Origin of the sequence: Streptomyces sp. ADI95-16 (assembly GCF_003721495.1) — a bacterium.
Classification (GTDB): domain Bacteria; phylum Actinomycetota; class Actinomycetes; order Streptomycetales; family Streptomycetaceae; genus Streptomyces; species Streptomyces goshikiensis.
The window spans coordinates 6773017-6785610 of sequence record NZ_CP033581.1 but is presented as its reverse complement, the minus strand read 5'-3'; the positions used below and the strand labels follow the sequence as shown (position 1 = coordinate 6785610).

Annotated in this window: 7 protein-coding genes and 3 pseudogenes; 5 read left to right on the top strand and 5 right to left on the bottom strand. The window is 68.7% G+C overall.

What is annotated here, in order from left to right; translation table 11 throughout:
- Positions 1–11: 11 nt before the first annotated feature.
- A pseudogene (locus EES41_RS30240) lies at positions 12–194 on the top strand (5'-nucleotidase); the annotation flags it as partial.
- Between the two features lie 555 nt (positions 195–749).
- Here EES41_RS30240 and EES41_RS43210 read toward each other — a convergent pair.
- On the bottom strand, positions 750–1058 hold the full coding sequence (locus EES41_RS43210; protein ID WP_250569103.1) for a hypothetical protein: 309 nt from the start codon (positions 1056–1058) through the stop codon (positions 750–752).
- On the opposite strand from EES41_RS43210, the gene EES41_RS30235 reads away from it, so the two are divergent.
- From EES41_RS30235 to EES41_RS42390, 3 genes and pseudogenes are all read left to right on the top strand, one after another.
- The gene (locus EES41_RS30235; RefSeq protein ID WP_254211614.1) at positions 946–2076 is read left to right on the top strand and encodes an MFS transporter; all 1131 of its coding nucleotides are present in this window, start codon (positions 946–948) and stop codon (positions 2074–2076) included. The two genes, EES41_RS43210 and EES41_RS30235, sit on opposite strands and share 113 nt — an antisense overlap.
- Before the next feature lie 186 nt (positions 2077–2262).
- Positions 2263–2639: pseudogene (locus EES41_RS30230) on the top strand (asparagine synthetase B); the annotation flags it as partial.
- Positions 2634–3767, top strand: coding sequence for a hypothetical protein (locus EES41_RS42390; RefSeq protein WP_216827320.1), 1134 nt, complete (start codon positions 2634–2636; stop codon positions 3765–3767). The pseudogene EES41_RS30230 and the gene EES41_RS42390, both read left to right, overlap by 6 nt.
- A 177-nt stretch (positions 3768–3944) precedes the next feature.
- Here the strand turns inward: EES41_RS42390 and EES41_RS43205 are convergent.
- The 4 genes and pseudogenes from EES41_RS43205 to EES41_RS30210 form a co-directional block, all read right to left on the bottom strand.
- Positions 3945–4173, bottom strand: a pseudogene (locus EES41_RS43205) (pyridoxamine 5'-phosphate oxidase); the annotation flags it as partial.
- A gap of 66 nt (positions 4174–4239) precedes the next feature.
- Positions 4240–6042, bottom strand: a complete 1803-nt coding sequence (locus EES41_RS30220) for a trypsin-like serine protease (protein WP_123081152.1) — start codon at positions 6040–6042, stop codon at positions 4240–4242.
- Between the two features lie 83 nt (positions 6043–6125).
- Positions 6126–7673, bottom strand: a complete 1548-nt coding sequence (locus tag EES41_RS30215) for a trypsin-like serine protease (protein WP_302186174.1) — start codon at positions 7671–7673, stop codon at positions 6126–6128.
- 391 nt (positions 7674–8064) lie between these two features.
- A complete protein-coding gene (locus tag EES41_RS30210; protein WP_073779365.1) occupies positions 8065–8580 on the bottom strand; it encodes a hypothetical protein in 516 nt (171 codons plus the stop codon).
- Between the two features lie 594 nt (positions 8581–9174).
- Between EES41_RS30210 and EES41_RS30205 the strand changes: the two genes are divergently transcribed.
- Positions 9175–12534: an ALF repeat-containing protein gene (locus tag EES41_RS30205; protein ID WP_123081150.1), complete on the top strand. Its 3360-nt coding sequence runs from the start codon at positions 9175–9177 to the stop codon at positions 12532–12534.
- The last annotated feature ends 60 nt before the right edge of the window (positions 12535–12594 follow it).

The window sequence follows — 12594 nt, the reverse complement described above, 5'->3', positions numbered from 1 at the left end:
AGGTCACCGGGATGTCTGCACACGGAATCATCCGCGTGTGGGCACTGTCCGACCGCGTCGTCATCGGGATCGCCCCCAGCGCCCTGTTCGACCTCGCCGACTGCGACGCGGTGTTCCGGGAGCAGGGTGAGGTGGACGACGTCCTGGACAAGGGGGTGGCCTTCCCCTTCGTCCGGCGCCTGCTGTCGCTGAACAGAAACCGAAGCACTCAGGCAGGTCCATCCACGGCGTCCCGGTGCGGTACTTGAACGCAGCAGATCTCATCGAGCCCAACGCGTCGCCCTGGACACTGACGCGTGTGGATGGCGACAAGCGCCTCAGGGCTCAACGGAGCCCTCCGGCTTGACGGCTATTGCTGGAGTCCGGATCTCGAAGGGAGGCACCACACCCAAGTTCTGCTCTGCCTCGCCCGCCGCCGGGCCGACGTCCTTTTCACGGGCGCATGGCCTCACCGGCCGGCCCCCGCGACGCAGTGGCGGGCGCCAGGGACATGCTGGACATGGATCAGTGCCAGAACTTCCCATCCCGAATCGAGTCGCGGTCTGGCAGGTTCGTGACGTGAACCATCCCGCGACGTTTTTCCTGCGCGGACAGTCTCTCGACTTGGCTTGGTGGTCGCGAGCCACACAGCGCCTCCCGCGCGCCGCATCATGACGAACGGCCCGCTCCGACACTTGAAAGAACCCGTTGACCTGCTGAAACACCGGAGCTAGCGACTCTGCGGGTGCAGCCGGATCACTCTCGACGCCTCAAGGGGTCGGTTGTTGGTGTCGGTAACCTGCCAGAAAATGATGCCCGTTCCTGCTGGACTCGAGATCACGCAACTCTGCATGTGATGTCCAACTCAGGACGGGATTCATGTCCACGGCAACCACCATTTCTGTCCAATCCCCCGCACCGACGGACCGCTCACCGTCCGTCTCCTGGCTGGCCGTCATTTCGGTGATGCTAGGGATCTTCTCCATCGTCACGACCGAGATTCTTCCGATCGGCCTTCTCACGTCGATCGGATCGAGTTTCACCATTTCGGACGGAATGGCTGGTCTCATGATGACCATGCCAGGATTCCTCGCCGCGGTCTCGGCCCCCGTGGTCACGGTGGCCACAGGGCGTATCGACCGGCGGGTCATGCTGGGTGTGTTCATCCTGCTGCTGGCGCTGGCCAACTTCCTGGCCGCCGCCGCCTCAAACTACTGGCTGGTCCTGATCTCCCGCGTCATGGTGGGCATCACCATCGGCGGATTCTGGTCCATCGGCGCCGGACTCGCCAGCCAGCTGGTTCCCGCAAAGTCCGTCGGCCGCGCGACCTCGCTGATCTTCTCCGCCGTACCGCTCGGCTCCGTACTCGGCGTGCCGCTGGGCACGTTCATCGGTGACATCGCAGGCTGGCGGACGGCGTTCCTCGTCATGGGCGGCTTCACGCTGGCCGTCCTCGTGCTGCTGCTCGTGGTCGTCCCGCCCCTGCCTTCCGACCAGGCGACGCGCCTCGACGTCCTCGGTGGCATGCTCCGCAGCGTCAACACCCGCTTCGCCCTGGTCATGACTTTCCTCGTCGTGCTCGCCCACTTCGGCACGTACACCTACGTCACCCCGTTCCTGGAGCAGGTGACCCATGTCAGTTCGGGTCTCATCACGGTCTACCTGCTCATCTACGGAGCGGCCGGCATCGCCGGCAACTTCCTGGGCGGAGCGACGGTGGGACGGTACCCGCGGTCCACCTTCGCGGCGGCCGCCGCGCTGATCGCCGGCGCGACCCTCCTCCTGCCCGTCCTGGGGCACTCGGACGCCGGCGCAGTGGCACTACTGGTCGTCTGGGGCGTCGCCTACGGCGCTGTCCCGGTCTGCTCCCAGACCTGGTTCTCCAAGGCCGCCCCGGACTCCCCCGAGGCGTCCTCGGTCCTCTTCACCGCCTCCTTCCAGGCCACGATCTCCATCGGAGCCCTGGTCGGAGGGGCTGTCCTCGACCGCTCCTCGCCCTGCGCAGTCATGGTCCTGGGCGGACTGGCAGCCGTCCTGACGGTCCTCGTGGCCTGGGTCCACTGGGCCGGAAGGTACGCGTGGCCCAAGGCCGCCTAGCCACACCGCGATCGGGGTGGCCGTCCGCCCCGGCGCATGCTCCACCGCTTCCCCCTTCGCTCCCGGTCGCGCCCGCTCCAGCCGGCCGGGCCGGCCCGGCCCGGCGAGAGGTGTCTCCACCTCCCCTTCTCGGACCACCTCGACGAGCCAGATGCCACGATCGCCTGCCCAAGGAGAACGTCGCTCATGTACGGCATTGCGGGCTGGATGGATCACGGGCGCGATCTCACCCAGGAGCGCGCCATCGTCGACGCCATGACCCAGACGATGGCGTGCTGCGGTCCCGACGCCGAAGGCGTGTGGATTGATCAGCACGCCGCCATTGTTCGCCGTCGTCTCTCCGTCATCGACCTGGAGGGCGGACGTCAGCCGATGACCGCCGAACAGGACGGGTGCACGCTGGCGGTGCTGACCTTCAGCGGTGAGATCTACAACTACCGCGAGCTGCGCGCGGACCTGATCTCCCGCGGACACCGCTTCCGTACCGAGAGCGACACCGAGGTGGTCCTCCGGGGGTACCTGGAGTGGGGCGTTGGCGTCGCCGACAGCTGAACGGCATGTTCGACAGCTGTCTGCGCGCCCGGGGCAGCGCCACCGCCACCCGCCGGGCACAGTTCCCCGCCCTGTGGAGCCTCCTCCTCACGGGCCCCGTGCTCGCCCTGGCGCCGGGCGCGCAGGCATCGCCGGCCCCCGTACCATCGCCCGCCCCACCGGAATCCGCCGCGGGCGCGCCGTTCGGCGTGCAGGCCGGGCTCTACGGTCTGACGACGCTGACCGGCGGGCACTTCGGGTACGCGCTGAAGGCCGGCGCCCGGATCGAGGACTCAGCCGTCATCCACAACGAGAGCGACGAGGCCCGGACCTTCCACGTCTACGGAGTCGACGTCACCAACGCGGCCGGCGGCGGCCTGGCCCCCGCGCAGGAAGGCCAGCAGATGCGCGCGGTCGGAGCCTGGCTGAAGCTGGACTCCGAGGCCACCATCACCGTGCGGCCGAAGAGCAGCGCCACGGTCCGCTTCTCCCTCGCGGTCCCCGACGGCACCCCGCCGGGCAGCTACCTCGGCAGCCTGATCACCGCGCTGCGCACCCCCGCGGTCAGCGGCCAGGTGAACACCGAAACCCGTATCGCCCGGCTCGTCCAGCTCACCGTCCCCGGCACAGCCGACCTCCAGGTCTCCCTGACAGAACTGGAGCACCGGCCTGCGGGCGGCGACGAGGAGTTCACCGTGACCGTACGCAACACGGGCAACGTCCTGTACACCTTCGCCGGAACGCTGAACGTCACCGGTGGCGGCTCGACGCGTACGGTCCCGCTCACCCCCACGGGGATCTACGTGATCCCCGGCGGCAGCGCCACCATCACCGGCCGCCCGGCCGACCTTCCCGCTCTCGGCCGCCGCGCGGTCACCGCCTCGGTGATCGCCACCGTTCCCGGCGGCGCGGCAAGGACCGTGGAGAGCAACACGGTCCGGCTGTCCTACTTCCCCTGGCTCGTCGCCGGTCTCGCCGTCGGCGGCCTCCTCGCCCCGGGCCTCGTCCTCATCGTCACGCGCAAGCGGTGGCGTGCCCGGCTGCGGCGTCGCGCAGAGGAACGTACGGCGCTGCGCGCACTGAAGCGCGAACTGCGGGCCGGGAACCCGCCTGCCGGCCACCCTCATCAAGCGCAGGCAGGCGGCGCCAAACACCCGTAACCGGGGGCCGGGTTGTGGCTGGGCCGGCTGTGTTCCCAGGCGGGCGGAGGACTGCCTTTTCGCCCAGGACCGGAAGGAAGGCGGGCAGCCGTCGATCCGGCCGTGCCCCGCGCCGCACGCTGCTGGAGGGGTGACCAGCCCTCTGCACGGCTCGTCCTTCCTCCTCCGCTCAGCCCGTCACTCGTACCGGTACTTCGGCGAGTCCGGCTCCGCCTGCTCGATGTCGGCGATCGTCAACTCCGGCATCCGCATCTGGGCCGGCGTCACCTCGACCGAGGCGGGCTGGGCGTCCGCCGGCAGCGGCTGCTCCGGCCTCCAGGCCCGGCTACGCGGAGGCGACTTGAGGCCAGGGCTTCTTCCAAGTCCTCCCACCCGCCCAATGAGGCCGGGCCCGTCGCGACCAGCACCTCTCGGCTGATGGTCGTGACGGGCCCGGCAGGGTTACCTGTGGTGCCTTTGCGGCAGAGATCGCCTACGGAAGGTGGATCGCGTTCCAGTCCCAGCCGGCACTCGCAGGCACCGTGTAACTGCTGGTGAACGGCTGAATGTGACCCGACGCATCGGCAAGACCCGTGTACATCTTGATCGAGCCATCACCGAACCGGTACATCATGCCCATGTCCATACGGCGGTCACCATTGAAGTCACCGGAGACCAACTTCATCGACGCCCAGTCCCAGCTCGCCGCCGGAACCTTGTACCCCTCGGTGAACTCACCGAACGCACCGGTCGCGGTGGTGAAAGAGCTGTAGAAACCGATCGACGTGTCCGCATGACGGTAGACCATCGCCACATCGGAACGGCCGTCACCATTGAGGTCACCCGCGTGAAGCTGGATCGCGTTCCAGTCCCAGCCGGCACTCGCAGGCACCGTATAGCTGCTGGTGAACGGCTGAATGTGACCCGACGCATCGGCAAGACCCGTGTACATCTTGATCGAGCCATCACCGAACCGGTACATCATGCCCATGTCCATGCGACGGTCACCATTGAAGTCACCGGAGACCAACTTCATCGACGCCCAGTCCCAGCTCGCCGCCGGAACCTTGTACCCCTCGGTGAACTCACCAAAGGCACCGGTCGCGGTGGTGAAAGAGCTGTAGAAACCGATCGACGTGTCCGCATGACGGTAGACCATCGCCACATCGGAACGGCCGTCACCATTGAGGTCACCCGCGTGAAGCTGGATCGCGTTCCAGTCCCAGCCGGCACTCGCAGGCACCGTATAGCTGCTGGTGAACGGCTGAATGTGACCCGACGCATCGGCAAGACCCGTGTACATCTTGATCGAGCCATCACCGAACCGGTACATCATGCCCATGTCCATACGGCGGTCACCATTGAAGTCACCGGAGACCAACTTCATCGACGCCCAGTCCCAGCTCGCCGCCGGAACCTTGTACCCCTCGGTGAACTCACCGAACGCACCGGTCGCGGTGGTGAAAGAGCTGTAGAAACCGATCGACGTGTCCGCATGACGGTAGACCATCGCCGCATCGGAGCGGCCGTCACCATTGAGGTCGTGCTGGGCGATGGAGCGGAGGATCGTCTCCTGGATCCAGTCGCCGAGGTCGTCGGTCCGTGAGGAGACGGCGCCGGTACGGGTCTCGGTCGCGGGGATGCCGAGGCATCCTCCCTGCCACGAGCGGCTGTTGACGCCCACCAGCTCACCGGCCGCGTTCAGGAGCGGACCACCCGTGTCGCCCTTGCAGATCGCGTCGGCGCCCTTTCCGGTGATGGCCAGCGAGGTGGCCGCCGAGGAATCGACCGTGAACGAGCCGGTGTGAACCTTGTCCGGAACCCACTCCGTCTTCGTACGACCGAACCCGACCGCCGTGAGAACCGCACCGGCAGCAGGAGCAGCGGCCGCACGCTTGACACCCGCGACACCCTTGACGGGCTCGGCGAGACGCGCGAGAACCAGGTCGCGGTCGGCGCGGGGAGCCACCTCCACCACCTCGACGACCTTCCCGTCCCCGAAAGCGACGGTGCTCTTCAGAGCCGGCTTCCCGGCCGGAACCTGCTGACCGGGCGTAGCGGCGAAACAGCTCGCCGCCGTCGCGACCCACGACTCGTCAACCAGAATCGCGGTACAGCCACGCGAGTTGGCCTCGTCACCCACACTCAGCTTCACCACCGACGCGAACTGACCCGCAGCAGCCTCCGGACCAGTCACCGCCATGGCGGGAGCAGGCAGGATCAAACCCGCCGAAACCGCGGTAGCCGAAACCAGGAGACCCGTCATCCGCGCCGAACGCGGACGGAATCCAGACATGAACCTTCCTTCAGGATGTGCTGCGCACCACAGACCGGCCCCTGCGGCGCCTTACGGCGCCGCAGGGACTGGATCCGGGTGTGTCAGAGGGTGCCGGCGAGGGAGATGGAGCCGAGGGTTCCGGTGACGCTCGGGGCGGTGACCGGCGCGGCCCCGACCCAGGTGCGGTCGGTGTGACGGATCGCGTGCAGGATCCGGTTGTCGCTGGTGGTCACCGCGAGCTGGAGCTCACCGTCGACGGTGCCCGCACCGATGGACTTGGCCGTCACGTTGCCGACGTAGTCCTTCAGGTCACCGAAGGGCGCCCAGGTGCCGTTGCCGTAGCGCATCGAGTGGTACTGGTGGGTGCCGTTGTCCGTGGCGACGACGATGTGGGTGTCGTTGCCCGCGCCGGCCATCGCCACGGAGGTGACGGGACCGGTGGCGCCGGCGGCCTGGGACACGTCGCCCCACGCGGCCCAGTGGCCGGTGGTACGCCGGATGGTGTGGAAGGCCTTGCCGCCGGTGACGGCCGCGACGTGGAGCTCTCCCCCGGCGCTGGCCGTGGCGACGGAGGTGACGGTGCCGATCGGGCCGGTGGCGGCGGCGATGTCACCGAAGCCGCTCCAGTTGCCCTTGGCGTTGCGCACGGTGTGGAACACCTTGCCGCCCGCGACCACCACGACGTGGAGGTCGTTGCCGATGGACACGGTGGAGACCTGGGTGATGTTGTTCAGGACGCCGGCCTCGGCGCTGAGGTCGCCGAAGGCGCCCCAGCTGCCGTCCGCCTTGCGGATGGTGTGCCGCAGGCGTCCGTCGCCACCGAGCGCCACCACGTGGGTGTCGCTGCCCATCCCGGCGACGGCGGCCGTACGCACGCCGCCGGGGACGGTCCCGGCCTTGGTCTGGACGTCGGTGAAGCCGGTCCAGGTTCCGTCGGCCAGGCGGATGCCCTGGTAGAGGTTGGTGCCCGCCTGCACGAGGGCCTCGGCCTTCCAGCCGGGCGTCGTGGACCGGACCTGCTGGATCCAGTCGCCGAGGTCGTCGGTCCGTGAGGAGACGGCGCCGGTACGGGTCTCGGTCGCGGGGATGCCGAGGCATCCTCCCTGCCACGAGCGGCTGTTGACGCCCACCAGCTCACCGGCCGCGTTCAGGAGCGGACCACCCGTGTCGCCCTTGCAGATCGCGTCGGCGCCCTTGCCGGTAATGGCCAGCGAGGTGGCCGCCGAGGAATCGACCGTGAACGAGCCGGTGTGAACCTTGTCCGGAACCCACTCCGTCTTCGTACGACCGAACCCGACCGCCGTGAGAACCGCACCCGCAGCAGGAGCAGCGGCCGCACGCTTGACACCCGCGACACCCTTGACGGGCTCGGCGAGACGCGCGAGAACCAGGTCGCGGTCGGCGCGGGGAGCCACCTCCACCACCTCGACGACCTTCCCGTCCCCGAAAGCGACGGTGCTCTTCAGAGCCGGCTTCCCGGCCGGAACCTGCTGACCGGGCGTAGCGGCGAAACAGCTCGCCGCCGTCGCGACCCACGACTCGTCAACCAGAATCGCGGTACAGCCACGCGAGTTGGCCTCGTCACCCACACTCAGCTTCACCACCGACGCGAACTGACCCGCAGCAGCCTCCGGACCAGTCACCGCCATGGCGGGAGCAGGCAGGATCAAACCCGCCGAAACCGCGGTAGCCGAAACCAGGAGACCCGTCATCCGCGCCGAACGCGGACGGTGTGCAAGCATGCTTCTTCCTTCGGTTGAACAGGTGCGCAGAAAAGCGATCGAGGGCGCTGCCGCGATGTCATCTCCCGCTGCCGCACGTGGTACGTCGTGCGAAAAATGGGTCTCGTCGACAACTCTTCGCCTTGAGGGATCGCTGCCAGACATCGGACGGCGATAGGCCGAAGAATCTCCCGGGGCGATCCGGTGCCTCAGGGGAGGCGAGCAGATCGGATTCGGCTCAGCGAATCCGCATGCAGGGCATCGGGGATTCAGGGCCGATGACTCCACACAGGGAAAGCAGCGCTGGCCGTAATGGATGCTACTTGGCGGTCCTGATTTCCATGAGCATGAAATCACGGCCCTGCTCGTCCGCGGTCTCACCGACCGGAGTCCAGTCGTTCTTCGTGATGTCGAACGACTTCTGCAGGGAACCAGCCGACATGTCCACCTTGGCGGCGTAGCTGTTCCCCTTGATGAAGTAGACCGCCGGAATCTCCAGGGCCAGGTAGCCGCTGTTGCCGGTGACCTTGAAGCAGGTCTTTTCGTTCTTGCGGCCATAGACCTCAAGCAGGTCGGTCGCGCTCGCGCAGTCGGCGAGGAGGATGTGGCCATCGCCGCGCTTGAGCGTGATGTGCTGCTCCGCCAGGATCTTGTCGGCGTTCGGGTAGGCGAAGTCCTCGACGGCGTAGCCAGGGCCTTCGTCGGCGATCGCCTTCATGGAGGCGGTGTCCGCGACGGGTGCGCCCGTCACGCCGCCCGCAATCGCGAACCACGCCAAGGCGCCCGCGCCCATGGCCGCGCCAACAGTTCGCACAATTGCCTTACGTGCCTTCATCGCTGTCCTAGTCGTCGGTTTCGAGGAAGTCCCGAAACATGCGTCAACGCTGGATTGAAGGACGTCATTTGACCAACGGGAAACGACTCGTCCACGAGTCCGTCCCCCACTGGAAGCCCCCCACTCCCAGCCGGATCGTAACCGCTCCGCCAGAGTTCCGTAAACCCGGCCCGGAGACAGGGTTGTGACGGAACGGCCACATGAGTACCCCACCCCCGCGGCTCCCGCATGGAAACACTCACCCTCGGCACCCGTCCAACGATATTCTGGGTGCAAATATGGACAAACCACCCAGACCATGGGTGATTTGCGCCACGCCGAATGCTTTATGTCAAGAAGCGGAAGTTTCAATTCCGAATCCCCCGACCGGAAGGCCGGATTCCAGATCTGACCACGCCTCAGACCCTTTGCTCTCGGGCGAGTCGCGGGTGTTCAATACGCTGATCTCCGCATAAGGTCACGATGAACATCTGTCGTGTCCCCGCCCGATTTCCTTACGGGCCGGGGGACATGGGCGCGGCCAAAACAATTCTCTGTCTGGCGAAACGCCACCGTCTGCGCGTCGACTGCCAGGCGCTATCCCGAAGGACCGTTTTGGACACCACCTATTGGAGCCGGCGGCGTGTTCTCGCCGCCGTCGCTGCCACCACGGCTGTCGTCACCACCTCCAGCCTCGTTCTCAACCCCGCCGCCGCATGGGCCGACACTCCGCCGCCGGAAGGCGACGGCAGCGACCCGTTCGGGCTGCCCGACACCCCCCGAGCCAAGGTCGTCAAGGCGTGGCTGCTGGGCGGCAAGGGTGTCCGCGCCGCCGCGGAAGCCGCGCTGACCGGCTCCGACGCCGACATCCAGACCTTCCTGACCGTCACGCTCCCCGCGGAGACCGCGGTGGACAACCGCGTCGCCGTCGCCACCTCCATGACGCGGGGCGGCAAGGGCATCCGGCGTGAGGCCAGCGCCGCGATGAACGGCGGCGACGCCGCCATCACCGCCTACCTCGCGGGCGGCTTCAAGACCGCCATCACGGAGGACCTGCGGGTGGCCACCGGCATCGTGATGGCCAACGGCGGAAAGGGCGTGAACCGCGCCGGGAACGAGGCCCTCAACGCCGGCACCCAGGCCGCGCTGGAGACGTTCCTCACCGACGGGCAGTACACCGCCCGCCTGGAGGACATGCGCGTCGAGGTCGGCAAGCTCTCCTTCCAGGCCGGTCCGGAGGTGAAGAAGTACGCCTCCCGTGCCATGTCCGGTACCGCCTCGGACATCGAGTGGTTCCTGGAGACGGGCCAGCACATCGCGCGCGCCCGCGACCAGGAGGCCACGAAGATCGAGGAACTCGTCGCGGTCGTCGAGCGCGAGGGCAAGAAGGCCGACTCGATGACGAAGCAGGCCGAGGAGGCCTCCGCCCGCGCCATCGACGCCGCGCAGAAGGCGAAGGACGCAGCGGAGAAGGCCGCGTACGAGGCCCAGCAGGCCCAGAACGACGTGGCCAGGTCCGGCAAGGCGGCCCGCAGCGCCGCCGAGGCCGCGAGGGGTGCGGCCGACGCCGCGCGTGTCGCGACCAACGCTTCCCACGCCGCCGTTCAAGCTTCCCGCCGCGCCGCGTACGCCGCCGCCGGCGCGAGCCAGGCGGCGGCCACCGCCGGCTCCGCCGCGGCCCGGGCGTACGGCGCGGCCATCGCGGCGTCCAAGGACGCCTCCCAGTCGGCCGCCGCCAAGGAAGCCGCCGTCGCCGCCCGCAACGCCGCGTCCAAAGCCCGCAATGCGGCGACCGCCGCCAACTTCGCCGCCGATGCCGCGTCGCACGCCGCGGGCGCCGGAGCCTCCGCCGCGTCGGCCGCACGCAACGCCGCCAGCGCCGCGAACTCCTCGGCCGTGGCGGCCGAAGCCGCGGGCGCCGCCCAGGCGGAAGCCGCGGAGGCCCGGCGCGAGGCGCAGATCGCCAGCACCAACGCCACGATCGCCACCAACGCCGCCGGAATGGCACAGACCCTCGCGAACACGGCGGCGACCGCCGCCCGCACCGCACGCGACGCGGCGAACGACGCGGCCGACCACGCCGACAGGGCCGCGGCCGCCGCCGACTGGGCCGTCCAGTACGCGGGCCAGGCGCTGGAATACGCGAACAAGTCGACCGAGTTCGCCAACGAGGCCAGCAAGGCCGCGAAGACCGCCACCGAAGCCGTCGGCAAGGCGGTCGAAGTGGAGAAGGCCGCGCGCGAGGCCGAGTGGCAGCGCCTCGACCAGGACGCCCAGCAGTCGGTCGCGGAGACCCGCCTGCTCAAGCAGATCGAGGACCGGGAGCGGGCGGAGCTCGCCGAGAAGCGCACCCAGGCCGCGCAGGACGAGCAGGCCCACAAGGACCTCATAGCCCGGGCCGAGTCGGCGCTCAAGGCAGGTGACACGAACCTCGCCGCCGCACTCGGGCGCAAGGCGGCCGTCACCTCGATGCGCTCCAAGGGCACCTGGTCCCTCGAAGCCGCACGCTTCGCCCTGGCCGGCACGGACTCCGACATCCACGTCTGGATCGACACCGACCGGCAGATCGCCCAGCGGCAGGACGACCGGGAGACCAGCCTCTACCTCGCCCGGACCTGCGCCCCGGACATCGCCGATGCCGCGGCCAAGGCAGTGGCCAGCACCGACCCGGAAGCCGCCACGAAGTTCCTCGTCACCGGCGCGATCCAGGCAGCCGCCACGGACAACCGCGTCCAGGTCGGCCGCGTCCTGGCCGGCAACCCCGGCAAGGCGGTGAAGCTGGCGGCGACCGAGGCACTGAACGCCGGAACCCCGCAGGCCCTGTACGAGTTCATCAACATCAAGCACGAGGCGGCGCAGCGGGAGGACGACTCGGTCGCCACCGCGGCCCTCATCGCCACGGGTGGCCGGTACACCAAGGCTCACGCCCAGGCCGCGATGGAGGGCCCGGCGTGGATTCGCCGCAACTTCATCGCCTCGGTCCAGTACAAGACCGCTCTGCTCGACTTCGACTCCGCCACCCACATCGCCGCCATGCAGGGCGCGATCGCGGCCGCCGCGAAGATCGCGTACCAGGCGGAGGAGAACGCCCACCGCGCCCAGCAGGCGGCTGCGAACGCCCGTGACGCCGCCAACGAAGCGCGGCAGTGGGCGGACAAGGCGATCGAGTCGGCGAGGCAGGCCGAGAACTCCCGCCAGCAGGCGAACACGTTCGCGAACGACGCCGAAAAGTCGGCGGCGTCCGCGCAGACCTCGGCCGACCGGGCCAAGCAGGCGGCCGCCACCGCGCGCACCGCCGCACGCTCGGCGAACTACTCCGCCAGCCGTGCCCTGGATTCCGCGCGCAGCGCGGTCGCCTCCGCCAACTCCGCCCAGTCGTCGGCCGCTTCCGCCCATGCCTCCGCCCTTCAGGCCGGCAAGGACGCGAGGGAGGCGTCGGCCGCTGCGAGCCAGGCGCACCAGATCGCCCAGGACAAGCGGACGGCTGAGATCACGGCGGCGGCAAAGCAGGCGGCCGAGGAGGCGCGCACGGCCAAGGGGCTCGGGAAGAACCCGGCCGACACGACCGACCACGACACCGTCAAGACCGACGTTCCCTGGTACAAGGACATCAAGTGGTGGGCTAACGCCACCAACTACGTCAGCATCGGCTACGGATTCATCTCCGCCGGCTTGGGCATCGCGGGCATCTTCTTCCCGCCCCTGGAGGCTGTCGCCCTCGGGTTCGGCATCGCCTCGGTGGGAATGTCCGCCATCAGCACCGTACTCAACGGATTCGCCTACGGATGGAAGAGCAGCGAGTTCCAGGCGTCCCTCGCGGGCACCGCCCTGGGCCTCATCACCTTCGGCCAGTCCCAGTGGATCGGCGCGCTCGGCAAGGTCGGCGGCAAGGTGGTGGCTCCCGTGGCCACGAAGATCACGCAGTTCGGCCACGACCTCATCTCGCCGGTCACCAGCCTCCTGAGCCTCTTCTAAAGGAGTAGGGGCAGACACCGCGTCCAGGGCCGGCGGCCGCCGCGCCGCCGGCCCTGGCCA